Genomic DNA, 26670 nt, shown 5'->3' on the forward strand with positions numbered 1-26670 from the left:
CGGTATCTGCCGATGGCGGCGCCGCAGCAGATATTGGCATTCTTAGTCGGCAGCATTGCACTTTCGAAGGAACAGACTGTGGCAGAAAACGCACGCGATCACAGGGACAGCCAGGGCGGCCAGGGCCGTTCGGAGTACCATGGCGTCCCGGCGAATGCCCTGCCCCTGACGGCCAGCGAGGACAGGCAGTGGGCTACGCTCTCGCACTTCGGCGGGATCCTGGGCTGCGTTCCTGCGCTCCTGATCTACTTGATCTTCCGTGACCGCGGCCCTTTTACCGCCCAGGAGTCCAAGGAGGCGCTGAACTTCAGCCTGCCTCCCACCATCGCCGCTGTGGTGGCCAATATCCTGGTGTTCGTGCCTGTGGTGGGCAACATCTTTGCCGTGGTCGCCACACTGATCTGGATCGCGCTGACCTGCTTCTCGGTGGCGGCCGGCATCCGCGTGAACCGCGGCCAGCCGTACCGGTACCAGTACAACCTCCGCTGGATCAAGTAATCCCCACCGGCACCCTAGCCTCGCTTCGCTTCGGCCAGGGAACCCTGCCGGCGTGGGCCCACCCGGGTGCATGCGCAGCATCGAGTTAACCTTCGATGGCTCCCTGGATGCCCTGATCCGGTCCGATTGGGCCAGGCTCGCTGACGCCGGCCTGCCAAGCCTCGCCTCGCATACAGCCCCAAGCAACCGCCCCCACATCACGCTGGCCGCGGGCAACAGCCTGTTGTTGGATGCCGATGCCCAGGATGTGTGGGCCGAGCTGCCCGTCGAGGCCCGGTTCTCCGGCGTCGTGGTTTTCCCATCTCAACAGGGCAAGTATGTGCTGGCACGGCTGGTGGTGCTGTCCAAGGCCCTGCTGGAACTTCATGCCGGCCTTCACCGGTTCAGCACGGGGGCGTTCGCCAATACCATGCCTGGCTCCTGGACCCCGCATGTCACGCTCGCACGCCGGATTCCCGGCCACCTGCTCGGGGCTGCCATGGACTGCGTGGACGTGCGGGCGGAAGGGCAATGCATCGAAGCCAGGCTCTGGGACAGCACCACCCGGACCATCACCCGCCTGGGCGGTCAGCCGCCCCAGGACTGACGAGGTTCCACCGGCGTGGCGGCTCCTGCGCAAAGCCGGCGGGGCGGATCAGTCCGGCAGGACCCGGCGAACCACCGCGTCGGCCAGCAGCCTGCCTTTGAGGGTCAGGACGAGCCGCCCCTGGAAGGCTGCCGCCGGCTCCACCAGACCGTCCGCGATCAGGCCTGCCACCTCGTGCCTGCCGGCTGCACCGAGCGCGGATACCGCCAGCCCGGAGTGCAGCCTCGCCTCGAGCATCACGCGCTCCACGTTCCGCGTTTCCGCGTCCAGGGTTTCCCGGCCGGCAGCAGGTGAGAGGCCCTGGGCCAGGCGGCCGGCGTAGGCGGTGGGGTGTTTGACGTTCCACCAGCGGACACCGCCCACATGCGAGTGCGCACCGGGACCGATCCCCCACCAGTCATCGCCACGCCAGTAGGCCAGGTTGTGCCGGCAGGCCTGCTCCGGTGTGCGGGCCCAGTTGCTGACCTCGTACCAGCCCAGGCCGGCTTCGGTAATCAGCTGGTCGGCCAGCTCATACTTGTCGGCGTGGTCGTCGTCGTCAATGCCGGGAACTTCGCCGCGGCGGATCTGGGCCGCCAGCTTGGTGCCGTCCTCAATGATCAGCGCGTAGGCGCTGATGTGGTCGGGCTCGTAGGACAGCGCGGTCTCCAGGGAGTGGCGCCAATCCGCGAGGGACTCCCCCGGGGTCCCGTAAATCAGGTCCAGGCTTACCGCAAGCCCTGCTTCCCGCGCCCAGCGGACCACCTGTGGGACGCGGCTCGGGGTGTGCGTCCGGTCCAGGACTTTCAGGACGTGCGGGACGGCGGACTGCATGCCGAAGGAGATCCTGGTGAACCCGGCTTCCTTCAGGACCGCGAGGGATTCCGGGGTGACCGAGTCGGGGTTGGCCTCGGTGGTGACCTCGGCGCCGTCCTCGATTCCCCACTCATCGATGGCGCGGCGGAGGATCAGGGCGAGGTCGGCTGCTGGCAGCAGCGTGGGCGTGCCCCCGCCGAAAAACACCGTGCTCAGCTTCCGTGCAGGAAGGCCCGACGCCGGGAGGACCTTCGCTGCCATGGTCACCTCTGCGGCGGCCGTCCGGGCGTACGCGTCCTGGGACGCTCCGCCGCCGAGTTCGGTGGCGGTGTAGGTGTTGAAGTCGCAGTAGCCGCAGCGCACGGCGCAGAACGGGATGTGGACGTACAGCCCGAACGCGCGGTCCGCCGCACCGTCCACTGCCTGTGCAGGCAGCAGGCCGTCCGACGGCGCCGGGTCGCCGAGGGGAAGTGTGCTAGGCATTGCAGGGGCCTCCGGTGTTGCCGGACGCGGTGTTCACTACTTTTTGGCCTTGTCCTTGGACTCGTCGGTGGTGAGGGCGGCGATGAAGGCTTCCTGCGGAACCTCTACGCGGCCCACCATCTTCATGCGCTTCTTGCCTTCCTTCTGCTTCTCCAGCAGCTTGCGCTTGCGTGAGATGTCGCCTCCGTAGCATTTGGCCAGGACGTCCTTACGGATGGCGCGGATGCTTTCGCGGGCGATGATCCTGGAGCCGATGGCCGCCTGGATGGGTACCTCGAACTGCTGGCGCGGGATGAGCTCGCGCAACTTCGTGGTCATCATGACGCCGTAGGAGTACGCCTTGTCGCGGTGGGTGATGGCGGAGAAGGCATCCACCTGTTCGCCCTGGAGCATGATGTCCACCTTCACGAGGTCGGCCACCTGGTCGCCGTCGGCCTTCCAGTCCAGCGAGCCGTAACCGCGGGTCTTGGACTTCAGGATGTCGAAGAAGTCGAAGACGATCTCGGCCAGCGGCAGGCGGTAGCGGATTTCCACCCGGTCCTCGGACAGGTAGTCCATGCCGCCCATCACGCCGCGGCGGCTCTGGCACAGTTCCATGATGGCGCCGACGAATTCATTCGGGGCCAGGATGGTGGCGGCCACCATGGGCTCGCGGACTTCGGAGATTTTGCCGGAGGGGTACTCGCTGGGGTTGGTCACATGGACCACCTTTTTGTCTTCCAGAGTTACTTCGTATTCCACGTTGGGTGCGGTGGAGATGAGGTCCAGGTTGTATTCGCGTTCGAGCCGTTCGCGGGTGATTTCCAGGTGGAGCAGTCCGAGGAAGCCCACGCGGAACCCGAAGCCCAGTGCAGCGGACGTTTCCGGCTCGTACACGAGGGCGGCGTCGTTGAGCATCAGCTTCTCGAGTGCGTCGCGAAGCACCGGGTAGTCGGTGCCGTCCAAGGGATACAGTCCGGAGAAAACCATCGGCTTGGCATCGGCGTAGCCGGGCAGGGAGTCGGCTGCCGGCTTGGCGAGATTGGTGACGGTATCGCCAACCTTGGACAGGCGGACATCCTTAACGCCGGTGATGAGGTAGCCCACTTCGCCGACACCCAGGCCCTTGGAGGGGGTGGGTTCCGGGGAGCTCACCCCGATCTCCAGGAGTTCGTGGGTAGCCCGCGTGGACATCATCTGGATGCGTTCGCGCGGGTGGAGCATGCCGTCCACGACGCGGACGTAGGTGACCACGCCGCGGTAGGTGTCATACACGGAGTCGAAGATCATGGCACGGGCAGGAGCGTTTGCATCGCCTTCGGGAGCCGGGAGGTCGCGGACGATCTTGTCCAGCAGAGCCTCAACGCCCATGCCGGTCTTGCCCGAGACCCGGAGTACGTCCTCGGGGTCCCCGCCGATCAGGCTGGCCAGTTCGGCCGCGTACTTCTCGGGCTGGGCCGCCGGCAGGTCGATCTTGTTCAGGACCGGAATGATGGTGAGGTTGTTTTCCATCGCCAGGTACAGGTTGGCCAGCGTCTGGGCTTCGATGCCCTGGGCTGCGTCCACCAGGAGGATTGCGCCTTCACAGGCCGCCAGGGAGCGGGACACCTCGTACGTGAAGTCGACGTGGCCGGGAGTGTCGATCATATTCAGGGCGTAGCTGGTGCCGTCGAGCTCCCAGGGCATGCGGACAGCCTGGGACTTGATGGTGATGCCGCGCTCGCGTTCAATGTCCATGCGGTCCAGGTACTGGGCCTTCATGTCGCGGGTTTGAACGACGCCGGTGTACTGCAGCATACGGTCGGCCAGTGTGGACTTGCCGTGGTCAATGTGCGCGATGATGCAGAAGTTCCGAATAATGGCCGGATCTGTCGCGGCGGGCACCGGGGCGGTGCGGGCCATGGGAGACACGCAGGGTCCTTACTGTTGGCATTCACGCGGTTCCGCGGAGCGCAACGAAGGCCCCGGCGGTCAGCCGCACATCTTGGAACCTCCAGTGTCCCACGTCCGGGCGGCTGCCACCGCATTTCCCGGCCTGTTGACGTTCCCCGGGCGGGGAGGAAGCCCGGGGATAGGGTTGCGGAATGGCAATCAATCTAGGATCCCTGGCGAACGCCGTCAAAGCCGGCCTGCGTGTCTTGTGGAAGGCGGGTGGCGGCACGGCGCCGGACGGCCGCCCTGTCCCGGGCCGTTCCGGCTCCGCCAGGAATCCGGGCGGACAGCGCCCGGTTGGCCATTTTCAGGACAATCAACCGCGGGGACACCAGTACCCGGGGGACTTTCGCGGCCGCATTGATCTCCGTTATGCGCCGCAGCCGGATGGTGAACCTGATCCGGGAGAAGTGGTGTGGGCCTGGGTCCCGTACGAGGAGGACCACACCCGGGGCAAGGACCGGCCCGTGCTCGTGGTGGGCAGAAGCGGCGGCTACCTGCTGGGACTGATGCTGACCAGCAAGGACCGGGTGCCGGCGTCGGCAGTATCAAAGGACTATGTGGACCTCGGTCCGGGCGCCTGGGACCGGCAGGGCCGGCCCAGCGAGGCGCGCCTGGACCGCATCCTGCAGTTGCGGCCGGACAGTGTCCGCCGGGAAGGGTCCGTGCTGGACCGCAAGCGCTTTGAACAGGCGGCAGCAGGACTCCGCCGCCGACACGGCTGGGACTAGCCCGCAAAATGGCCAGTCCCGCGCCTGACCTGCTATTCTTTATAGCTGTGTGTCCGTGCAGGTCGACGGCCACTGATGGTTGGCCGCCATAGGTATCCCCACGCCGCTCAGTCAATGGCCAATCTGAAAGCCCTCTAGACCATTTCCGCATTAAAAAGAGAGTTCACACGTGGCGAATATCAAGTCCCAGAAGAAGCGCATCCTCACCAACGAGAAGGCACGCCTGCGCAACAACGCAGTCAAGTCCGAGCTGAAGACGGCCATCCGCGCCGTCAACACCGCCGTTGAGTCCTCGGACAAGGATGCAGCTGCTACTGCCCTGGTTGCTGCCAGCCGCAAGCTGGACAAGGCTGTTAGCAAGGGTGTTCTGCACAAGAACAACGCAGCAAACCGTAAGTCGGCGATCTCCAAGAAGGTCAACGCACTGTAAGGTTTCCAGTTCGCAGGAACTGATGGTTGTGGCCGGTACCGTTTGGTACCGGCCACACATCTTTAACAACGCCCGGCGGGCCGCCCGGTCAGCCCGCGGTGAGGATGCAGAATTGGTTGCCTTCGGGGTCGGCAAGGCACACCCATGGCACATTGCCCTGGCCCACGTCCGCTCTGGTGGCGCCCAGGCTTTTCAGCCGGTCCACCTCCGCCGACTGGTCGTCGTCCTGGTACGGCATCAGGTCCAGATGAACACGGCCCCACTCGATCGTCCGGTCCGGCTCGCGGTGGAACTCGAGGTACGGCCCTACCCCCTGGGTAGAGCGGCGGAGCCGTGCAGCATCGTCGTTGACCTCGTGGATGTTCCAGGTCGAAGAGCCATACCGCCGACCCCATATCGAAGTGCTGCCGGGGTTACCGGCCCTGCACTGACATTGCGATGATCCGCACGGCATGCTCCACCGCATAAACCGGGTCCCGGGCCAGCCCTTTGACCTGTGCGTCCGCCTCGGCAGTGGCCTGGATGGAGCGCACCAGCCCTTCGGGGGTCCACCGGCGGACGTCGCGCTGCGCCTGTTCCACCAGCCAGGGCTGCATCCCGAGTTCAGCGGCGATCTGGGCGGATGAGCCGGAAGCGCCGGCGACGCGCGCCACAGTGCGGAGCTTGGCCGCCAGCGCGGCGACCAGCGGAACGGGATCTGCCCCAGTGGCCAGTGCGTGGCGCAGGGTGGACAGTGCCAGCGGGCCGTTACCGGCCATGGCGGCATCTGCCACTTTGAAGGCCGTGGCCTCGATCCGGCCGCCGTAGTACCGGTCCACGATGTCGGTGGTGACCGTGGTGCCGGCATCGGCGATGAGCTGGTTGCAGGCTGCAGCCAGCTCGGAAAGGTTTGCCCCGACGGCGTTGACCAGGGACTGCACCGCGTCGGGCTCGATCCGCCGTCCCCCGGCCTTGAACTCGCCCGCCACGAAAGCCACCTTGTCGGCGTCCTTTTTCAGGGGCTGGCAGTCCACGACCGGCCAGCCGCCTTTTTTGACTGCGTCGAGCAGTTTCTTGCCCCGGGCTCCGCCGCCGTGGCGCAGCACCAGGACGGCATCCGGCTCAGGGTGGCCAAGGTAGGCCAGCGCGTCCGCCAGGAAAGCCTCGTTCATGGCTTCAACTGCTTCGACCTCGATGAGTTTGTTTTCGCCAAAGAGGGAGGGGCTGACCTGCATCAGCAAGGTCCCGGCCTCGTAAGACGAGGCATTGATGCGGCTGACCTCCACATCAGGGGAAGCTGCCCGCACCTGGGCGCGGACACGGTCCATGGCCCTGATGCCCAAGTACTCTTCGGGCCCGCTCACCAAGACGACTCCGGCGGGGGTTACGTCCCGCCAGGTGGGGCCGTTCGACGCGGGCGTACGGGTTGCACGCTTTTGCGCAACAGCCATCGGGGCTTCCTTCCGGAAAGTTTGGTGGAGTATCCCAGCCTGCCATGTCCCGGGGCCCGGTCCAAGCGGGCATGGTGTGACGGGCGCAACTCCCGTGGGTTCACGGCCAACGGCTTCGGTTTTAGGTGCCGCAGTGTCCGGGCAGCGTTTTCCTCCAGCAGCTCGATCAAGGCCACGGTATGCCGGTGGGCGGCAATGACTTTGCGCAGGAGCCGGTGCGGGCGGGCCGCTGCCCACACAGCCCCGAACGTCAGGACGGACAGCAACAGCATGGTCACGAGCCCGGGCACCCCCTCCGGCCAGGGCAGGGCGGCGCCCGGAAGCTGCGCCGCCCATCTCGCCGTCGCTGCAACTCCGGCGCTGAAGGTGCCTGCCACCGCGATCAGGACAGTTCCTGCCCACGGGAAGGGAACCACGAGCGGAACGGCAGCGGTTCCCAGCAGTGTCACGGGCGCCACGAGGGGTGCGGCCAGGACGTTGGCCAGCAGGGAATACGTCGAAAACTGCGGTTGAAGCACCACGGTCACCGGCCCGCACAGCAGTTGCGCGGACAGAGGAACAGCGACAGCCGCTGCCGCCCACCGCGGGATCGACGCCGGTGTCCAGTCCATGATGCGCCGGCCAAGGATAATGATCCCCAGCGTGGCCAGAACGGATAGCAGGAACCCGAAACTTGATCCCAGCCCTGGGTCCGCCAGCAGCAGGCCGATCACGGCAAGGCACAGGAAGCTCAGCCCCCGTCCCGTCCTGCCACCGGCCAGCGAAGCCACTGCAACGGCCCCCATCAAGGCAGCCCGCAGGACGCTCGCATCCGGACCTACCAGCAGGACAAACAACCCAAGGCCCGCCACGGCGAGTGCTGCCGCTGGCACCCGGGGCAAACGGAACCGGCGGCAGGCAAGCAGCAGGGCACCGAGCACCAGGCTGCAGTTAGCCCCGCTGACGGCGGTCAGATGGGTCATGCCCACAGTTTTCATTGCCGCCTCCAGGCCCTCGTCCAAAGCGCTGGTGTCCCCGGTGACCATGCCGGGAAGCAGGCCCTGCGGATCCGGAGCGAGGAAGGCGGCCGCCGCCACAAACTGTTCCCGCAGTTCCTTGGCGGACTCCTGCAGGACTGGCGAATCAGTGGGTTTTCCCGGTCCCGAGGAAGCAGCCAGCATGCCTGCTTCCTCCCTTCCGGGATCTGCCGGCCGGAGTTTCCCGGTGGCGCGCACCAGCTGTCCGGGCACCATGGTTCCCCAGGCGCCGCCCCCTGTCACCAGCAGCTGGGCCCGGGTGCGCAGCAGGACACCTCCGGTGCTGACGTCCCGGGTCCAGACAGGCACGGACCATCGTGCCGGTGTACCCGCCTGGTTTGGCGGGTTCAATGCACGGGGCGTTCCTGCCACTTCCACCACAGCCACCGCAGACTTGCCTGACGAGACTGCAGCCGCGAGCGGGCCCTCATGGCGCTGGGTGGACGCAACTGCCGAGTGCGCCGCCGCTGTGGCTGCCAGCAGGAACGCGATCGCTGTGGTGGTCAGGAGACTCCGCCGGGCAGGCCGACGCGGGCCGCCGGCTACTGCCGGCCCTCGGGTCTTCCACGTTCGGCAAAGCAGTACGGCCGCCACCACCAGCAGGATACAGCAGAGGCCGGCCAAGGCTGCGGGGGGCAGCCATAGCCCGGCAAGGGACGCACCCCAGACGAGAACTGCAGGCAGGGCCAGCCGCACATCAGTACGCCGGCGGGGTGCTTCATCGCCCGAATCCGCTTCCAGGGCGGCCTTCCTGTTGCCGGCATCAAAGCGGGCGGACTGCACAGCCCAGTAGCTCCGCAAAGTTTCAACCGGGCTCCGGCCGTGGGGCAATTTCCGCAGGTTTGGCTTCCGCGCCCTGACAGTGGGCTCTTGTATCCCGCCCCGGCCACCCCCTGTGGCGCCCTCCCCCGTCCCCGGGATTTCGGAACCCTCCCCCGGGGCGGCGTAGCCACGGACGGCCGACTCTACATACCGGTTCCAGGGACTGGTCCCTGTCCGGGTTGCCCGGTTACCCATAACAGCACCGCGCCATCGGCATCTTCACCGCATCTTCCCTGTGTCTCATATGGTCACCAGCGGAAGCAGGGCTTCAAGCATCTTGGGCCCCACGCCGTCGATGGCATCAAGTTCCTCCACCGCTTTGAAAGGCCCGTGTTCCTTGCGCCAGTCCACGATGCGCTGGGCCAGCACAGGCCCCACTTTCGGTAAACCATCCAGTTCCTCCACCCCCGCCGTGTTCAGGTTGACCTTCGATCCCGAGGTTCCCGCACTTCCCTCCGCAGAACCGCCGGCATCCGGTTCTCCCGCCTGGCCTGCACTCTCCGGCATCGGCTCACCCTGTAGCGGGACATGGATCTTTTGCCCGTCCTCCACCACGGCGGCCAGGTTAAGCCGGTTCGGGTCCGCGCCCGGAGTTCCTCCTCCAGCCGCGGCAAGAGCATCGTGCACCCGGCTGCCTGCCGGCAGTTGCACCACTCCCGGCCGCAGCACTGCACCGGCAACGTGGACAACCACAATGCCGGCAACGGAACTTTCCTGCGTTCCCGACGACGTGTCTGCGGGTGTTCCGGGCGCAGGACCCGCCCGGCTCCCGCCGCCGTCGCCCGCATCCGCGGGGCCATTCTCCCCAGTCCCGGCGGTGGTTTCCGGGCTGACCCCGCTGAGGGGAAGGATCTCGGGCCGCCCTGACGCCGCCTGCCACCAGAACCAGGCACCGGCCGCGACGGCAAGGATGCCGAGGAGCAGGGCGAGCCGCAGTCCGAGACGCCATCGGATGGCCGGGCCCACGTCGTGGAGTAGGGCGGAATCAACCCCGCCGCGGTTGGCGCCGCCGTCGGGATCCTGCCCGCCGCGGTATTCGAAGGCAGGTTGACGGTCCTCTTCAAGGAGGAGCCCGCGCGGGTTGCTGCCAAGGGTGGCCTGCAGCCGGTTCCTGGCGTGGCGCGCCTGCTGACCTGCTGCTCCAGCATCCCGGCGTGACATACGCCCCACGCTAGGGACAAGCCACGCCCCGGCAACAGGGCCAGGCTCTGCTATGTGGAAACGATGCCCCTATCCGGGTTCGACGGCGCCGGCATTCCCGCCCACACCGCTGCGGTCGCCCACGATGACGGCAAGAACTCCAAGTCCGGCATGGGCAGCGAGCACGGCGGGAAGGGAACTGATTTGGGCCGGAGGAGAGTACGGCAACGATGCTGCCAGCCGTGCGGCGAGGCTCTCGGCCTCCGCAGGGTTCCCGAAATGGTGGACGGCGAGCCGGACGCCGTCCGGACGGGCCGACGCGTCGGCGGTCACGATTTCCTCGAGCCGGGCGATTGCCCTGGCAGCGGACCGGACCTTTTCCAGCGGGACGATCCTGCCGTCGTCGACCGCCAGGATGGGCTTAATGGCCAGCATGGTGCCCCACAGTGACGCCGCCGCCCCGATCCGGCCGCCACGGCGCAGCTGCTCAAGGCTGGGAACGTAGAAATAGACTTTCGTGCGGGCTGCCTGCGCCGCCGCAGCAGCGGCCACCGCTCCGGCCGCGGCGCCTTCGGCCGCTGTTCGGACGCTTTCCTGGACAGCCATCCCGAGGGCCATGCCCACAGTTGCGGAGTCCACCACTTCCACGGGAATGCCCACGCGGGCTGCGGCAAGGCGGGCGGCGTCGGCCGTTCCGGACAGGCCGCCGGAGATATGCACCGAAACTACGGCCTCGTAGCCCCGGCGCTGCGCGGCGAGGTAGGCCTGCTCGAACTGGCCGGGCGACGGCCGGGAAGTTTTCACGGACGTGCCGCTGGCCAGGGCCAGCGCGATCGTCTGCGAGATGTCATCCTCGCCCTCCCCATAGATTTCGTCGCCCACCATCACCGGCATGGGAATCACGGTCAGGCGGCCGTCAGCAGTGAGACTTGCGGACCAGGCCGCAGGCAAGGCAGCTGCGGAATCAGTCACCACGGCAGTACGTACGACGGCGTCCGGCCGGGCGGCGTCGCTGTCCCGCCTGGCAGTATCCTGCTTGGCGCGCATGGCGGCGAGGCGGGCCCTGATCCAGGGCCAGGCAGCGGCGTCGCGGTCGGGCAAGGGGGCCTCCTGGGGTCAAGCAGGCCGCCGGAGGTTTCCGGCGGCCTGGTCCGGCTAGGCCGGGACGATGTTGACCAGTTTAGGGGCGCGGACAATGACGGTGCGGATGCCGCGGCCGTCGAGGGCGCGCTGGACGTTGTCCGAGGCCAGCGCCAGTTCCCGCAGCTGGTCCTCGGAAACGTCCGGGGAGACCTCCAGCCTGTCCCGCACCTTGCCCTGGACCTGCACAACGGCGGTGACCGTGTCCTGCACCAGCAGGGAAGCGTCGTGGGCGGGCCAGCCGGCGTTGGCCACCGAGGCGGGGTGTCCCAGGACGTTCCACATGTCCTCCGCTGTGTAAGGGGCGAAGAGGCTCAGGATCACCGCAACGGCCTCGGCCGCCTCCCGCACTGCCGGGTCGGCGCCGCCTGCACCGGAGTCGATGGCCTTGCGGGTGGCGTTGACCAGCTCCATCAGCTTGGCCACCACCACGTTGAACTTGTTGGCATCCAGCAGTTCGGCAGCGTCGGCAATGGTCCGGTGCGTCACGGAGCGGAGCGCCCGGTCGCCGGTGGTGACATCGACGCCCGGCGCACTCGACACGTCCTGGGCGAGACGCCAGGCACGGGCCAGGAACTTCGCGGAACCGGAGGGCGAAACGTCGGCCCAGTCGACGTCGTCCTCGGGCGGGGACGCGAAGATCATGGTCAGGCGGACGGCGTCCACGCCGTACTTGTCCAGCTGCTCACCGAGGTCAACGCCGTTGCCCAGCGATTTGCTCATGGCCTTGCCGCCGTTGAGGACCTGGCCCTGGTTCAGGAGCGCGCTGAACGGCTCGTCGGCGTCGATCATGCCGAGGTCGTGGATCACCTTGGTGAAGAACCGGGCGTAGAGCAGGTGCAGGATTGCGTGCTCCACGCCGCCCACGTACTGGCCCACGGGCATCCAGTCGTTGATCTTTTCGGGATCGAAAGGCCCTTCGGTGTACTGCGGCGAGACGAAGCGCAGGAAGTACCACGATGAGTCCACGAAGGTGTCCATGGTGTCGGTGTCCCGCCTGGCCGGGCCGTGGCAGGACGGGCATTCCACGTTCACCCACGCTTCAGCAGCAGCAAGGGGCGAGGTGCCCTTTGGCGACAGGTCCTCACCGCGCAGGTCGGAGGGCAGGGTGACGGGCAGCTGCTCGTCCGGAACCGGAACCTCGCCGCAGGACGGGCAGTGGATGATCGGGATCGGGGTGCCCCAGAAGCGCTGGCGGCTGAGCAGCCAGTCACGCAGGCGGAAGTTCACGAACTTCTCGCCGGTACCCTGGCGTTCGAGGATGGCGATGGCGGCGGGAATGGCTTCTGCCTTGGGCAGGCCGTCCAGGTCGCCGGAGTTGATCAGCGTGCCTTCCCCTGCCGTGGCGGTGCCGGAGACTGCAGGGTCCTCCTCGCCTGTGTCCAGGACAGCCCGCACGGGCAGGCCGAACTTGCGGGCGAAGTCCAGGTCGCGCTGGTCGTGGGCGGGGACGGCCATGATGGCGCCGGTGCCGTAGTCAGCCAGGACGTAGTCCGCGGCCCAGACGGGCAGTTTCTCCCCGTTCAGCGGGTTGACCGCGTACCGCCCCGTGAACACGCCGGTCTTTTCCCGCTCGGTGGACTGGCGCTCGATTTCCGAGAGGGCCTTGACCTGCTCGCGGTATTCGTCCAGGGCGGCGGCGTGCTCCGCCGTGACGAGCTCGACGGCGAGCGGCGCATCGGCTGCCACCACAAAGAAGGTAGCGCCGTACAGCGTGTCCGGACGGGTGGTGAAGACGGTCACCTCTTTGGTGGGCTTCCCGCCGTCGGCCTCGATCACGAAGTTGACGTGGGCACCCTCGGACCGGCCGATCCAGTTCTTCTGCATCGCCAGGACGCGCTCGGGCCAGTGGCCGCGGAGCTGCTCCATGTCATCGAGCAGCCGGTCGGCGTATTCGGTGATCTTGAAGTACCACTGGTTGAGGGACTTCTTGGTGACGGTGGTGCCGCAGCGCTCGCAGGCGCCGTTGACTACCTGCTCGTTGGCCAGCACGGTCTGGTCCTTGGGGCACCAGTTGACCGGTGAATCCTTCCGGTACGCCAGTCCGCGCTCATAGAAACGCTTGAACAGCCACTGGGTCCAGCGGTAGTACTCGGGGTCAGAGGTGTGCAGCCGGCGGGACCAGTCAGCGGAGATGGCGTAGCGCTTGAAGGAGGCCGCCTGGGTGTCAATGTTGGCGTAGGTCCACTCGCTGGGGTGGGCGTTGCGCTTGATGGCGGCGTTCTCGGCGGGCAGGCCAAAGGAGTCCCAGCCGATCGGGTGCAGTACGTCGTAGCCCCGCTGGCGCAGGTAGCGGGCCACCACGTCGCCCATGGCGAAGGCTTCCGCGTGGCCCATGTGCAGGTCCCCGGACGGGTAGGGGAACATGTCCAGCACATAGCGCCGTTCCCGGGACCCGTCGTCGACAGGTGTGAAAACCTGAAGGTCTTCCCACACCTGCGGCCATTTGGCCTCCATGGCGGCAAAGCTGTACGTGCCCTCCTCGGGCACCTCCGCCTGCACTGTTGCTGCTGTTCCGGTCTCTGTCTCCGGCTGAACGCCCACTGCTGCCCTCTTCTGTTCTGTTACGGCATCTGTGCTGCCATAACGGCCTGATCCTCCTGCTGCCGGCCCGACAAACACGCCCGGACACACAAAAGCCCCTCGCCAGGGAGGGGCTGCCGCACGGTTATCCGTTGTATCGGACGCCGGGCGGCTAACTAAGCAGAAGGATCGCACGCATGGAACTACTTTAGCGCACCTGTGCGGGCCCGGCTGAGCTCCCGCCTGTACCGGGCCGTCCCGGCGTAACTAGACTTGGGCCAGGCCGCGCGGCCCCTGATCCGGCAGGTGATTCCATGGGCGACGATACGGGTGACGACGCAGTCCTTGGGCTGCCTCCGCTCGGCGGATCCCCTGCCCTGCGCCGGGAGCAAGCGGGCGGCAAGGCGGCGGCACTGTCAGCGCTCCTCGCTGCGGGTTTTTCCGTCCCGCCGGGATTTGTTGTTACCCGGGCAGCAATGCTGGACGGTTCCGGCCGGGAGGATTGGGCGTTGCGCCTGCAGGCGGCTGCGCGGAACGCCGGTCCGGGGCCATATGCTGTGCGCTCCTCCGCAGCTGCTGAAGACCTTCCGGGCGCTTCCTATGCCGGGATGTACGAGAGCTACCTGGGGGTGGATGCGGCAGGCCTGGCTTTGGCAGTGGACCGCTGCTTCGAATCCGCCGAAGCTGGCCGGGTACGGGCTTACCAGGACGCCCACGACAAATTCGACGCCGGGAGCACGCCGGGCAGCAGCGGGATGGCGGTCCTGGTCCAGCAGATGGTGGATGCCGCAGCAGCGGGCGTGGCGTTCACGGCCAACCCATTGACCGGCGCCCGGGATGAAACAGTCATTGCGGCCGTACCGGGGCTGGGGGAAAGCCTGGTGGCCGGGACCGAGGGCGGCGAGGACTGGGTGGTACGGCCGGCGCAGGTCCGCAGAACGCAGGGGGTTGCCGGCGTCCTTACCGCGGAAAGCGCGACGGCGGTGGCGGCCGCAGCCCGGAACGTCGCCAGGCATTTTGGTACTCCCCAGGACGTTGAGTGGGCCCTGGACCGGAACGGCCTCGTACATATCGTGCAGGCGCGGCCCATGACTGCTGTTCCGGAACCGGTCACGTGGGAGCCGCCGGGGAAAGGCGTCTGGCTCCGGAACTTCCGGATGGGCGAATGGCTGCCCGAGCCCGTGACCCCGCTCTTTATGGACTGGCTGGTTCCCCTGATCGACAACGCCTACAACGAGGCCGTCTTCCGCTCTTCGGGGATCAGCGTGCCGATGGGCAACGCCGTGGTCAACGGCTGGTACTACGTGGCCCCGCCGACGCCGCGCGCACTCCCCCACCTTCTGTTCGGCGGCACATGGCGTTCACTGCCGTACTTCTACAATTCCGTGGTCCGCCCGATGTTCGACCCCCCGGGCGCGGACCGCGCAGTCCTGGGCAGCCTCGAGCTGGAATGGCGGACTGTGCACCTTCCCGCCTACCGGAAGCTGGTGGCCCGGTATTCAGCCGCCGTGGAAACCGCCAGCCTCGACGATCTTAAGGAGATGGTGGAGCAGGTGGCTGGCGCGGCCGGCGCTTACCTCTGGTTCTTCGCGGCAGCCGGCGGCGCCGCCTGGAAGATGGAGGCGGTGCTGGCCCGTTTCTGGCGCAAGCACCTGGCTCCAGCCCTGAAGGAAGGGCAGCAGGAAACCCCCGGTGCCGAGGGCTACCAGGTCCTGCTCGGCGGGCTGATGCCGAGGCCGCCAGCCCGGGTACCACATGCGGTCTACAGCCTGGACTGGTATCACCCGACGGCGGGCGAAGAACAGCAAAGTCCCGGCGGCGGAGTCGAAGCGGACGGCCGGAACCCGACACCGCATGCCGCGGCAACGGCAATGGAACGGCGCCAGGCAGCCGAGGCCGCCTGCCGCCACATCCTGCAGGGCACCCGGCTGTTGCAGCGGTTTGACGCGCTCCTTGCCCTCGCACAGCATTATGCGCTGCTGCGCGAGGAGCAGGCGCGCGACTTCACCCTCGGCTGGCCCCTGCTGCGGCAGTGCGCCGCGCAGATCGGGACACAACTGCAGCGGGCGGGCGTCATCGACAGCCCTGACGACGTCTACTTCCTGGCCCGGGCGGACGTGCGGACCGGCGCCCCGCCCCAACAGGATGCGGTGTCCCGGCGCCGGGCCGACTGGCTGCGGCAGCGGAAACTCGACGCGCCGCTGGTGCTCGGAAAACTTCCCCGGTTCGGCAACATGTTCGACCGCCTGGCGGACGCTGCGCGCAGTACGCGCAACGTGCCGCCGGGAGCGCTGCTCGGGCATCCGGCAAGCCCGGGAAGGGCACGAGGCCGGGTACGCATCGTGGACAGTCCTGCCGGCTTTTCCAGTTTCCAGCCGGGCGAAATACTCGTGGCCAGGGCAACGGCTCCGGCGTGGACCCCGCTGTTCGCATCAGCGGCGGCGGTGGTCACGGACACAGGCAACCTCGCCGCCCATGCCTCCCTTGTAGCCCGCGAATACGGCATCCCCGCAGTAGTGGGCACCGGCAACGCCACCCGCATGCTGCGCACCGGCCAACTGGTCACAGTCGACGGCAACGCAGGCACTATCGAAATCGACGAGGACTGACGCTAAGGACGCCGGACTCAAGAGCGGCCGGACGGGCGGGGAAGGCGGCCCCTGCCCCGCTTTTAAGTCCGGCCGCCCTCGGCTGGAGCTGGCGTTATCTCACGTCCTCGTCCACCCAATCCATGGACTTCGTGACTGCCTTCCTCCACAGGCGCAGCTGGCGGTCCTGTTCGGCCTGGTCCATCTGGGGTTCCCAGCGCTTGTCCTCGGACCAGTTGGCTGAGAGTTCGCCGAGGTCCTTCCAGAAGTCCACGGCGAGGCCGGCGGCGTAGGCGGCACCCAGGGCAGTGGTCTCAACCACCTTCGGCCTGATCACCGGCACGCCCAGGATGTCCGCCTGGAACTGCATGAGGGCGTCGTTGGCCACCATGCCGCCGTCGACCTTCAACTCGGTGAGGGGAACGCCGGAATCCGCGTTGACTGCATCAAGCACCTCGCGGGTCTGGAATGCAGTGGCTTCGAGCGCGGCCCGGGCAATGTGGTTCTTGTTGACGAACCGGGTGAGGCCCACGATGGCACCGCGGGCATCCGAACGCCAGTATGGCGCGAAGAGTCCGGAGAAGGCCGGGACGATGTACACGCCGCCGTTGTCCTTGACGGATGCGGCCAGGGTCTCGACTTCGGGGGCGCTGCTGATCATGCCCAGGTTGTCACGCAGCCACTGGATGAGCGATCCGGTGACGGCGATGGAGCCTTCCAGGGCGTAGTGGGGTGCGGCGTCGCCGAGTTTGTAGCCGACCGTTGTCAGCAGCCCGTTCTTCGAGTGCACGATCTCCTCGCCGGTGTTGAAGATCAGGAAGCAGCCGGTCCCGTAGGTGTTCTTCGCTTCACCGGTCTGGAATGCCGCCTGGCCGAAGGTGGCTGCCTGCTGGTCGCCGAGGATGCCGGCCACGGGAACTTCGCGCAGCAGCTGTGAGGTGTGGACCGTGCCGTAGACCTCCGAGGAGGACCTGATGTCCGGCATCATGGACCGCGGAACGCCGAAGATGCCCAGGATTTCCTCGTCCCACTGCAGCGTCTCCAGGTCCATAAACAGGGTGCGCGATGCATTCGTCACGTCGGTGACATGGACGCCGCCGTCCACGCCGCCGGTGAGGTTCCACAGGACCCAGGCGTCAGTGTTTCCGAACACAAGGTTGCCGGCCTCGGCCTTTTCGCGCGCGCCGTCCACGTTGTCCAGGACCCACTTGATCTTGGTGCCCGAGAAGTAGGTGGCCAGCGGCAGGCCTACCTTCTGCTTGAAGCGGTCCGCGCCGCCGTCCCTGGCCAGCTCATCCACGATGTCCTGCGTGCGGGTGTCCTGCCAGACGATGGCGTTGTAGACGGCCTCACCGGTGGTTTTGTCCCACACCACGGCGGTTTCACGCTGGTTGGTGATTCCGACGGCGGCAATATCGTGCCGCGTCAGGTTCGCCTTGGAGAGGGCGGAGGCGATGACCTCGCGGGTGTTGTTCCAGATTTCGGCGGGATTGTGCTCCACCCACCCGGCTTTCGGGAAGATCTGTTCGTGTTCCATCTGCCCGGAGGAGACGATGCTGCCGCTGTGGTTGAAGATGATGGCGCGGGTGCTGGTGGTTCCCTGGTCAACAGCGATTACGTACTGGTTCATGATGACGTCCTTGTCTTGGGTTGGGTGTGTTGGGGTCAGTGACTGGGGAATCGGTCAGGCAGCTGCTGTGATGATGATCGGAACCAGCTTGGCAACGAGCCCGCCCAGGGCACCGCCGACGAGCGGGCCCACAACGGGGATCCATGAATAGCCCCAGTCACTGGAGCCTTTGCCCTTGATGGGAAGCAGGGCGTGGGCAATGCGCGGGCCGAGGTCGCGGGCCGGGTTGATGGCATAGCCGGTGGGGCCGCCCAGGGAGACGCCGATGCCGACGACGAGCAGCGCCACAGCGAGCGGGCCGAGGCCGGACGGGGTGCCGCCGAGGGTCAGGATAACGAACACCAGGACGAAGGTGCCGATGATCTCTGTCACCAGGTTCCAGGTACTGTTCCGGATGGCCGGGCCGGTGGAGAAGACGCCGAGCTTGCTGGCAACTTCCTCTTCGGCGTCGAAATGCTGTTTGTAAGCCAGCCAGCAGACCACGGCACCGAGGAAGGCGCCCAGTAATTCGCCGCCGAAATAGGTCAGCGTGGAGGCGAAGTCAACGGGAACACCCGGAGCGTACTCCGCCTTCCCGTTCAGCAGGAGCCCAACCGTCACGGCGGGGTTGAGGTGTGCTCCGGATTTCGCGGCGACAAAGACACCCGCGAAAACAGCGACACCCCATCCCCAGGTGACCATCAGGAACCCGCCGCTGTTGCCTTTCGTGCCCCGCAGGGCCACATTGGCCACGACGCCGCAACCCAGCAGGGTGAGCATCGCCGTTCCGAATACTTCGGAAAGGAAAACAATTCCAAGAGACATCTTTGACTCTCCTATTTTCTGTTGTCAGTCCTTCGCGGGTTGAAGGACCGTTGTGCCGGGGCGGTTTGCTGCCCCGGCGGCCAGCCGGGCCTAAGCGACCAGGCTGTCGATTTCGACGCGGTGGAACCGCTGCAGAACGTCCTGCGCGTGCCGGACCTCGGCGGCACGGGCAGTTGCGTCCCAGCCCAGTGGAACGGCGAGCACCTCTGCCACCTCGTTGAGCAGTTCGCCTGTGACGAGTCCCCGGAAGGCCAGCGACGTCCGGCGCACCAGGACGTCGATAAGGTGCCCCACCTGCTCATGGGCTGCCATGAATTCCAGTTCCCGGACGCTGAGTTCCCGGGTGGAGCGGAGCAGGTGGTCCGGCTCGGCGTCGAGGTAACTGATGACGTCCTCCGCCCGCGTTCCGTAGCGGGTCAGGAGGCCGGCGGTGCGGTCCGCGTCCCGCCCGGGAGCCATGTGCTGCTTGATCCACTTCTGCACGCCGGGGTCGTCGGCGGGAAAGCCTGCGCCGCCGCCGATGGCCAGTTGCGCCGTGGACACCTTGCGCTTCAGGCCAAGCTCGGCGAGGACGTCGTTGGTCAGGTGTTCGGCCAACGCACGGAAGGTGGTCCATTTGCCGCCCACCAGGCTGAGCACCACGGCCCCGGCTTCGGTGCCTGCCGGACCACGGCGCTCGATCCGGTAGTCGCGGGAAACGAATCCGGGCTGGGTCGCGTCGTGCCGGGGCAGGGGCCGGACGCCCGAAAAGGTGTAGACGATCTGGTCACGGCTGACGGGAATGTCCGGGAACACGTGGCTGATCAGTTCGAAGAAGTAGTCAATCTCCTCGTCCGTGCAGACGGCGTCCTGGCCCATGTCCGCATCCACGTCAGTGGTTCCCACCAGCACACGGTCGCCCATCGGGTAGATGAGGACGATCCGGCCGTCGGTGTGCTCAAAGAAGATTTCGCGTCCCCGGCAGGCTTCGAGCAATGCCGGGGAGTCCAGCACGATATGTGATCCTTTGGTACCGCCCATAAAGGCGGAGGCGGTGCCCATGGCCTCGTTGGTGAGATCCACCCAGGCGCCCGTTGTGTTGACGATGACATCAGCAGTAAAGTCGAATTCCGCTCCGGTCAGCTCATCGCGCAGCCGGACAGTGCTGCCTGTGCCGGTGCCGCGGTTGGGCTCACCTGTCATGGACTTCAGCGAAAGGTAGTTGCTGGCGCGGGCAGTGCTGCCCTGCGTAGTGGAGGCCCCGGGCACCTGCCCTGCTTTCTCGCCATCCTGCAGGACGTCGAGTGTGAGCCGCTCCGGGTTGTGCACCGAGGCGTCGAAGTACGTTGCCGTGTATTTGACGTCCGGGCGAAGGCCGGGCAGTTCTGCCAGGGCGCGTTTGCGGCCCCGGAACTGGTGAGACGGTACAGTGCCGCCGTCGCGTGAGAACGAGTCGTAGAGGCTGAGGCCGACCTTGATGAGGAAGGCGCCGCGCTCCTTGGGCTTGCCCTGCTGTTTGTGGGTAAGGAACCGCAGCGGAGCCGCGAGGATACCGGAGAAGGTGCTGAAGATGGGGATGGTGGTCTGCAGCGGCTTGACGTAGTGCGGGGCGATCCGGAGCAGCCGGTTGCGTTCGACTACCGATTCCCGGACCAGGCGGAACTCGCCGTTTTCGAGGTAGCGGATGCCCCCATGGATCATGTGCGAGGACGCGCCGCTGGCCCCCTGGCAGTAGTCCCCGCGTTCGACGAGTGCCACATCCACACCTTGGAGGGCCAGATCCCGGAAGGTTCCGACGCCGTTGATTCCGCCGCCTACCACCAGCACTTTTGCGTGGGGCCGCCGCCGCAGGTTGTGTACTGATGCGCGCTCGCTGCCGGGCTTCGTCGCGGCCGGATGGGCAGGTGAATCCTTGGGTCCCAAAATGACTCCCTTGGGGCTTTGTGTTTGCGCGGCCACCCTTGGCTGGCCGCCGTTCTCATCTATTGTTTGGAGTAATGGAAAATGGAGTCAAGCAATATGCACAAACGTGCAGAACGGAGTTCTTGTGGATCCATCCCGGCATGCCGACGCCCTGCGGGCTGCACAGATGTATTACTTGCAGGACCTGACGATGGACGCCATTGCCCGCGAACTTCGGACGTCGCGCTCAACGGTTTCCCGCCTGTTGTCCTCGGCCCGTGACACGGGCCTGGTGCAGGTCCAAATCCGCAACCCGCTGGACACCGCGCCGGAACTGGAAGGACTGATCCGCCGCCGCTACGGCGTTGACGTCCACGTTGTTCCGGTGGTGGAGACCCTCAATGAGGCCGAAACCCTGGACCGCGTTGCCATGCAGGCCGCGCGTACCATCGGGCCCCTGGTGGATTCCAATGCGATTATCGGCGTGGCCTGGGGCTCTACGCTCAGCGCCGTCAGCCGGCACCTGACCAGGAAAATTACGCATGACAGCGTCATCGTCCAGCTAAACGGCGCCGGCAACATGCACACCACCGGCATTACCTATGCGAGCGACATCATGCGCCGGTTCGGCAGCGCCTACGGAGCGCGCGTGGAACAGTTCCCGGTTCCCGCCTTCTTTGACCACGCCGCCACCAAGACTGCGATGTGGAATGAACGCAGCGTGCAGCGGATCCTCGCACTGCAGGCCAAGATGAGCATCGCCATCTTCGGCGTCGGCTCCGTGGACGCCGACTACCCGAGCCATGTGTACGCCGGCGGCTACCTGGACGAGAACGACCTCAACATCCTGGCCAATTCGGATGTGGTGGGCGATGTCGCCACTGTCTTCTTCCGGAGCGACGGTTCCTCTGACGGCATCGTCCTGAACGAGCGGTCCACCGGTCCGGCGCTGTCCGAACTCCGGCAGGTCCGGCGCAGGATCTGCGTGGTTTCCGGGGTCTCCAAAATCAACGGTCTCAAGGGCGCCCTCGCGGCGGGTCTGGCAACGGACCTGATCCTCGACGAGGCGACCGCGCGCCGCCTGGTGGGCCTGGAGGGCATGTCCGCCTCGAATAGGTAGAGTCAAGGTTATGAGGACCTCACCGCGGCTCAGCCTGAACAACGGCGTGCTGATCGACCAGTTGGGTTTTGGCTTGTACAAGGTGCCGCCGTCGGATGCAGCCGGACTGGTGGCCATGGCCCTCGATGCGGGGTACAGGCATTTCGATACCGCCGCGATGTACGGCAACGAGTCCGGTGTTGCCCGCGGCATCAGCTCCCAGCTGGGTGCGCCGGCCGGCAGCGGCGGCTCCGGGGAACTTTTCCCGGCACCGGCCCGGGACGACCTTTTTGTCACCACGAAAGTATGGAACGACCATCACGGCTACGATGCCACCCTCCGGGCCTTCGATGACTCAATGGTCAACCTCGGCCTGGACTACGTCGACATGTACCTCATCCACTGGCCCTGCCCCCGGCGCGGACTGTTTCCGGACACCTACCGGGCACTTGAGACGCTCTACCGGGAGGGGAAAGTCCGGGCCATCGGAGTCAGCAACTTCCAGCCCTCGCACCTTGACCGGCTGATGCAGACGGCGGAAGTGACCCCCGCGGTCAACCAGATCGAGCTGCATCCCTGGCTTCAGCAGCAGGAGCTCCGGAAGATCCACGATGACCTGGGGATCCGCACCGAAGCGTGGAGCCCCCTGGGGCGCGGACACGTGCTGGCCGACCCCGTCGTCCAGGCCTGCGCGGCCGAACATCACAGGACGCCCGCCCAGGTGATCCTCCGCTGGCACATTCAGCTTGGAAACATCGCGATCCCCAAAGCCAGCTCCGAGGCGCGGATCCGGGAGAACCTCAACATCTTCAACTTCGAGCTTTCAGCCCGGGACATGGACGCGCTGGCCGGCCTCGACCGGGGAGAACGAACGGGTTCCCACCCGGACAACGTGAACTAGGACTGGATGAAAACAACACACTCAGGGCCACAGCCCGCCCCCGCGTTCTTCGGCCCGGACCTGGCAGGACGCACCCGTGCTTCTTCCGTGCGGCTCGCCGGCCGGAAGGTGGCCTTCTGGACCTACGAACCCGTCCGGGAAACACCTGAAACCCGGACCATCCTGGTGGTCCACGGGTTCCGCGGGGACCATCACGGACTGCTGCGCGTGGCCGACCAGCTTCCTGACATGCGGATCATCATGCCTGACCTGCCAGGCTTCGGCAGTTCAGAGGCGTTCGGGTCGGGCGGCCACACGGTGGCCGGTTACGGAGCGTTCATCAGCGGGTTCATGGCGGCCATGGGCCTGGGACCGGACACGGTTCTGCTGGGGCACTCCTTCGGGTCCATCATCGCGGCGCACTTCGTGGCGGACCATCCGGCCGCCGTACAGCCGCTGATCCTAATCAATCCCATTGCCGCGCCGGCGCTTGAGGGGCCCAAAGGCATCATGACCAGGCTGGCGGTGCTGTACTACAAGCTGGCCGCCCGGCTTCCCGGCCCGTTGGGGCAGGCACTGCTGCGGAGCCCGGCGATTGTGCGGGTCATGAGCGAGACCATGGCCAAGACGAAAGACCGGGAGCTGCGGCGGTTTATCCACGGCCAGCACCACGCCTATTTCAGCGCGTTCGCCAGCAGGGACAGCCTCCTGGAGTCCTTCACCGCCTCCGTCAGCAGCCACGTGGCAGAGGTGGCCCCCAGCTTAACGCTTCCAGTGCTTCTGATCGCGGGCGAAAAGGACGAAATCGCAACGCTCCCTGACCAGCACCGGCTTCTTGATCTGCTGCCGGACGGCGAACTTCAGGTCATTCCGGGTGTCGGCCATTTGATCCATTACGAGACGCCAGAGCCGGCCGCCCGGTACATCCGCAGCTTCCTTAAGGACCACCCCGCGTGAAGATAGTCATCGATGCACGTTTCACCAGGACCGACCACCACGACGGCATCAGCCGTTATGGCGCAAGCCTGATCGAGGCCACCGCCAAAATCGCTGACGTCTCCATGCTGGTCTCGGACCTCCGGCAGCTCGCCCTGCTGCCGGACGTGCCCTACACGCTGATCAACAGTCCCCTCTCCCCCGCCGAACTGCTGGTGGCACGCAAGGTGAACCCGCTGGGCGCGGACGTGGTGGTGTGCCCCATGCAGACAATGGGCACCTGGGGCCGGAAGTACGGGCTGGTCCTGACGTTGCATGACCTCATCTATTACGAGCACCCTGAGCCGCCGGGATTCCTGCCCGCCCCGGTCCGGGTCCTGTGGCGGCTGTACCACAAGGCTTTCTGGCCGCAGCGGCTCCTGCTCAATCGGGCAGACGCGGTGGCAACCGTCAGCAGAACCACCGAGGCGCTGATGGCCAAGTACCGGCTGACGCGGCGGCCGGTCAGGATCATCGGCAACGCGCCGCAGCCGGCCGCGGAACCGAGGAAACCGGAAGCGGGCGCCGAACCCTCGATCGTCTACATGGGGTCATTTATGCCCTACAAGAATGTGGAGACCATGGTGGCGGGAATGGCTTCCCTGCCCGGCTACACGCTGCACCTGCTGAGCCGGATCACTCCGCAGCGCCGCGCCGAACTGGAAAAGCTGGTCCCGTCGGGCGCGCACGTGGTGTTCCACAACGGGGTTACGGACGAGGAGTACGCAGCCTTCCTGACCACGGCTACGGCACTGGTGAGTCTCTCCAGGGCCGAAGGTTACGGCCTGCCGCTCGTTGAGGCCATGGCCCTGGGCACACCGGTCATCGCCAGTGACATCCCCATCTTCCGTGAAGTGGGCGGTGACGCCGCCAGCTATGTTGATCCGGCCTCGCCCGAACAGTTCGCCGCAGCTGTGGCGAAGCTGAAGGACCGGGAACGGTGGGAGGAAGCCTCGCGGCGCTCCCTGGCCCGTTCCCGTGAGTTCACGTGGGACGAATCGGCCCGCCAGCTGGTGGACGTGGCACACGACATCATCGCCCAGCGCCGCGGCAAGAAGTAACTGCGCCGCGGCAGAAAGTAACAGCGCCGAGGCAGGAAGTAACAGCGCTGCGGTTAGAGGACGTCCACGCCGTCGAGGCGGAGCTGGACGGGTTCCGAGCTCCGCTTTGCGGCCGTCGCCGCCCGGGTTGCACGCAGGACCCGGGTGACGGGCGCCGCCTGGGCGTAGGGGAAGAACAGGAGGGTGCGGACGTCTTCCCCCGCGCGGCGCGATGAGGGCGGTCCGCTAAGGATCACGGGGGCAGGCCCGGCGGTGCGCAGCTTGATCCCGCCCGGTTCCAGTTGCGCTGCCACTTCGGCGGTGAAGTGCTCGACGGCGGGCCGGGGGCCGGTGATCGAGGCAATCCGTACCGCCGGCGGCAGTTGCAGTTCCATACGAAGGGACAGTTCCCGCCGGGCGTAACCTGCAGGATCCCAGCGGAGCAGGGCACCCACAGCTGACGTCTCCGAGGCCGTGATGACCACGAGCCCGCCGTCGGACGCGGGCCGGACCAGGGCGGCGGCATTAAACCAGCGGCGCACCGTGTCCTCACCGGCCCGCAGGTTTTCCCGCCGCAACAGCGAGTCGCCGTCCAAAAGCAGAGCCGCCGCGTAGCCGCCCTCTGCCACAGGCTCCGCACCCACGGTGGCCACTACCAAAGACTTGCCCGGGCCTACGCTGGCTTTGACGTGGTCTCCGGAGGACGTGATGACCGTTGTCCCCGGGAAGCCGCGCCCCAGTTCCTCGGCCGTCCGCATCACTCCGGTGGCACCCTTGCGGAGCCTCCGGCCGCCGCAGTGGGAACAGCCCCAGTCGAGTGCCGGGGTGGAGCACCACCGGCATTGCGGAACCGCGGAAGCGCCGACGGCCAGCGCCAGCGGCCCCTGGCAGGTTCCGCAGCGGGCTGGCTCCCGGCAGGTTTCGCACACCAGCGAGGGCACATAGCCTGCCCGTGCCACCTGGACCAGGACCGGGCCCTGCTCGAGCCCTTCTTTCGCAGCGCGCCAGGCGGCGCCGGGCAGCCGGGCAATCCGGGCCAGCGGATCCCGTTCCTGTTCGAAACTGTTGGCAGTGTTCATCACCCGCGGGACGGTGCGCCGGACAACGTTCCGCTCCGCCTCGACCGGTAGCACCCAGCCGGTTTCCACCAGCCGCTGGACTTCGGTGCTGCGGGTGTGGCCGGCCAGGAGGCACGCCGCCCCTGCCTGCTCGGCGCGCAGGAGCAGGACCTCCCGGGCATGCGCGTAGGGTGCCCGCTGCTCGATATGGAGGTCGTCGCCGTCGTCCCAACAAACGACGAGACCGAGGTCCTTTACCGGTGCGTAGGCAGCCGACCTGGTGCCGATGGCCACCCGCGCCGCGCCGGCGAGGAGGCGCAGGAAATTCTGGTAGCGGGGAGTGGGGCCGTCCTCTGCCGTCAGCCGGGCTACGGCATCTTCGGGCAACAGGCCCTTTATTGCGCCTTCAAGCAGGTCAAGGTCGCGGTTGTCCGGCACTACCACCAGGGCACCCCGGCCGGACGCGAAAGCGGCGGCCGCGGCCTGCGCCACCAGCTGGGGCCAGCCCGCCGCGCCGAACGCCCGGAGCGGGTTGAGCACAGCGCGCGGCGCCCCGCCTTCAGTGAGGTGGCGCAGGAAGGCAGGGCCGTTGCGGTAGTCAGCCCAGGCGCTCTGCAGAACGTCCGCCCCGGTATTATCCGGCTGGCGCACTTCAGCCTCAGCCGCTGCTTCCCGGACATCCAAAAAGGTCTTCTCCAGCCGGGCCACCCGGGGCGGAATGGCGACGCGGAGAACGTCGCTCACCGTTCCGGCGTAGCGCGCGGCAACGGCGGTGGCGAGGTCGCGGATTTCCGGCGTCAGGACCGGAACCGGGGAAACCACCTTAGCCAGCGGCAGGAGGGTGTGTCCGGCGTCGGACTCCGCCACCCGCTCCATGACAAAGCCGCTGAAGTCCTGGCCATTGAACTTGACCTTGACCCGGACCCCGGGCCGGGCGTCCGCATCGAGGGCGGCCGGGACGCCGTAATCGAAAGGCCGGTCCAAATGGGGCAGGGATGACTCAACAAGGACACGCGCCACCGGCAGGTGCTCCGCGAACTGCGGCCCCGCCTGTTGTTTCCGGTCCGGAAAACCCTGCAGCAGGGATGGCTGCACGGTTGCAGGCAGGTCCAGCAGTGGCTGTCCCGAATGGTCAGCAACCATGGCGGCTACCTCCGTTCAGCATCACCCAAGTGGACAGAGCCAGCAAACCACCGGGCACAGACATTCC

The 26670-nt window shown here is 66.8% G+C and carries 21 protein-coding genes; 9 read left to right on the plus strand and 12 right to left on the minus strand.

The window, feature by feature from the left end:
* Positions 1-78 precede the first annotated feature (78 nt).
* On the plus strand, positions 79-498 hold the full coding sequence (locus AC3A4Z_RS02795; RefSeq protein WP_498709894.1) for a DUF4870 domain-containing protein: 420 nt from the start codon (positions 79-81) through the stop codon (positions 496-498).
* Positions 499-550: 52 nt separating this feature from the next.
* Entirely contained in the window at positions 551-1084 is a 534-nt protein-coding gene (locus AC3A4Z_RS02800) for a 2'-5' RNA ligase family protein (RefSeq protein WP_498709897.1), read from the plus strand.
* A gap of 48 nt (positions 1085-1132) precedes the next feature.
* On the opposite strand, the gene hemW is transcribed toward AC3A4Z_RS02800, so the two are convergent.
* Both hemW and lepA read right to left on the minus strand, forming a co-directional pair.
* Entirely contained in the window at positions 1133-2362 is a 1230-nt protein-coding gene (gene hemW, locus AC3A4Z_RS02805) for a radical SAM family heme chaperone HemW (protein ID WP_498709899.1), read from the minus strand.
* A 36-nt stretch (positions 2363-2398) separates the two neighbouring features.
* Complete coding sequence (lepA, locus tag AC3A4Z_RS02810) at positions 2399-4252, minus strand: translation elongation factor 4 (RefSeq protein ID WP_200900804.1); 1854 nt, start codon at positions 4250-4252, stop codon at positions 2399-2401.
* Between the two features lie 173 nt (positions 4253-4425).
* Here lepA and AC3A4Z_RS02815 point away from each other — a divergent pair, with 173 nt between their 5' ends.
* The gene (locus tag AC3A4Z_RS02815; protein ID WP_498709901.1) at positions 4426-5004 is read left to right on the plus strand and encodes a type II toxin-antitoxin system PemK/MazF family toxin; all 579 of its coding nucleotides are present in this window, start codon (positions 4426-4428) and stop codon (positions 5002-5004) included.
* A gap of 169 nt (positions 5005-5173) precedes the next feature.
* Positions 5174-5434 (plus strand): 30S ribosomal protein S20, encoded by a 261-nt coding sequence (gene rpsT / locus AC3A4Z_RS02820; protein WP_091419918.1) that lies wholly within the window; start codon positions 5174-5176, stop codon positions 5432-5434.
* A gap of 88 nt (positions 5435-5522) precedes the next feature.
* Here rpsT and AC3A4Z_RS02825 read toward each other — a convergent pair whose 3' ends face one another.
* From AC3A4Z_RS02825 to leuS, 6 genes are all read right to left on the minus strand, one after another.
* Complete coding sequence (locus AC3A4Z_RS02825) at positions 5523-5900, minus strand: VOC family protein (RefSeq protein WP_498709904.1); 378 nt, start codon at positions 5898-5900, stop codon at positions 5523-5525.
* Entirely contained in the window at positions 5848-6864 is a 1017-nt protein-coding gene (holA, locus tag AC3A4Z_RS02830; protein ID WP_498709906.1) for a DNA polymerase III subunit delta, read from the minus strand. The genes AC3A4Z_RS02825 and holA overlap by 53 nt, the downstream gene beginning before the upstream one ends.
* Positions 6798-8663, minus strand: coding sequence for a ComEC/Rec2 family competence protein (locus AC3A4Z_RS02835; protein WP_498709908.1), 1866 nt, complete (start codon positions 8661-8663; stop codon positions 6798-6800). Before AC3A4Z_RS02835 ends, holA begins: the two co-directional genes overlap by 67 nt.
* A 279-nt stretch (positions 8664-8942) precedes the next feature.
* A complete protein-coding gene (locus AC3A4Z_RS02840; protein ID WP_498709909.1) occupies positions 8943-9863 on the minus strand; it encodes a ComEA family DNA-binding protein in 921 nt (306 codons plus the stop codon).
* A 69-nt stretch (positions 9864-9932) separates the two neighbouring features.
* Positions 9933-10943 (minus strand): DegV family protein, encoded by a 1011-nt coding sequence (locus AC3A4Z_RS02845; protein ID WP_498709911.1) that lies wholly within the window; start codon positions 10941-10943, stop codon positions 9933-9935.
* A 54-nt stretch (positions 10944-10997) separates the two neighbouring features.
* Entirely contained in the window at positions 10998-13526 is a 2529-nt protein-coding gene (gene leuS / locus AC3A4Z_RS02850) for a leucine--tRNA ligase (RefSeq protein WP_498709912.1), read from the minus strand.
* 293 nt (positions 13527-13819) lie between these two features.
* Between leuS and AC3A4Z_RS02855 the strand changes: the two genes are divergently transcribed.
* Positions 13820-16114, plus strand: a complete 2295-nt coding sequence (locus AC3A4Z_RS02855) for a PEP/pyruvate-binding domain-containing protein (protein ID WP_498709913.1) — start codon at positions 13820-13822, stop codon at positions 16112-16114.
* A 94-nt stretch (positions 16115-16208) separates the two neighbouring features.
* Here the strand turns inward: AC3A4Z_RS02855 and glpK are convergent, their stop codons facing one another.
* The 3 genes from glpK to AC3A4Z_RS02870 form a co-directional block, all read right to left on the minus strand.
* On the minus strand, positions 16209-17723 hold the full coding sequence (gene glpK / locus AC3A4Z_RS02860; protein WP_498709915.1) for a glycerol kinase GlpK: 1515 nt from the start codon (positions 17721-17723) through the stop codon (positions 16209-16211).
* 54 nt (positions 17724-17777) lie between these two features.
* Positions 17778-18527 (minus strand): aquaporin, encoded by a 750-nt coding sequence (locus AC3A4Z_RS02865; RefSeq protein WP_493968988.1) that lies wholly within the window; start codon positions 18525-18527, stop codon positions 17778-17780.
* Between the two features lie 90 nt (positions 18528-18617).
* On the minus strand, positions 18618-20429 hold the full coding sequence (locus AC3A4Z_RS02870; RefSeq protein WP_498709917.1) for a glycerol-3-phosphate dehydrogenase/oxidase: 1812 nt from the start codon (positions 20427-20429) through the stop codon (positions 18618-18620).
* A gap of 124 nt (positions 20430-20553) precedes the next feature.
* Between AC3A4Z_RS02870 and AC3A4Z_RS02875 the strand changes: the two genes are divergently transcribed.
* From AC3A4Z_RS02875 to AC3A4Z_RS02890, 4 genes are read left to right on the plus strand one after another with little or no spacing between them, the layout of a single operon-like run.
* Positions 20554-21528 (plus strand): sugar-binding transcriptional regulator, encoded by a 975-nt coding sequence (locus tag AC3A4Z_RS02875; RefSeq protein ID WP_498709918.1) that lies wholly within the window; start codon positions 20554-20556, stop codon positions 21526-21528.
* Between the two features lie 10 nt (positions 21529-21538).
* Positions 21539-22408 (plus strand): aldo/keto reductase, encoded by an 870-nt coding sequence (locus AC3A4Z_RS02880; RefSeq protein WP_493968985.1) that lies wholly within the window; start codon positions 21539-21541, stop codon positions 22406-22408.
* Positions 22409-22414: 6 nt separating this feature from the next.
* Positions 22415-23344, plus strand: coding sequence for an alpha/beta fold hydrolase (locus AC3A4Z_RS02885; protein WP_498709920.1), 930 nt, complete (start codon positions 22415-22417; stop codon positions 23342-23344).
* Positions 23341-24423 carry a glycosyltransferase family 4 protein gene (locus AC3A4Z_RS02890; protein WP_498709922.1) on the plus strand — a complete coding sequence of 361 codons (1083 nt, stop codon included), beginning with the start codon at positions 23341-23343 and terminating at the stop codon, positions 24421-24423. Before AC3A4Z_RS02885 ends, AC3A4Z_RS02890 begins: the two co-directional genes overlap by 4 nt.
* 53 nt (positions 24424-24476) lie before the next feature.
* Here the strand turns inward: AC3A4Z_RS02890 and AC3A4Z_RS02895 are convergent, their stop codons facing one another.
* Positions 24477-26603 (minus strand): primosomal protein N', encoded by a 2127-nt coding sequence (locus tag AC3A4Z_RS02895; RefSeq protein WP_498709924.1) that lies wholly within the window; start codon positions 26601-26603, stop codon positions 24477-24479.
* Positions 26604-26670: the final 67 nt, after the last annotated feature.

It is taken from the genome of Arthrobacter sp. Soil_C_49 (genome assembly GCF_057656635.1).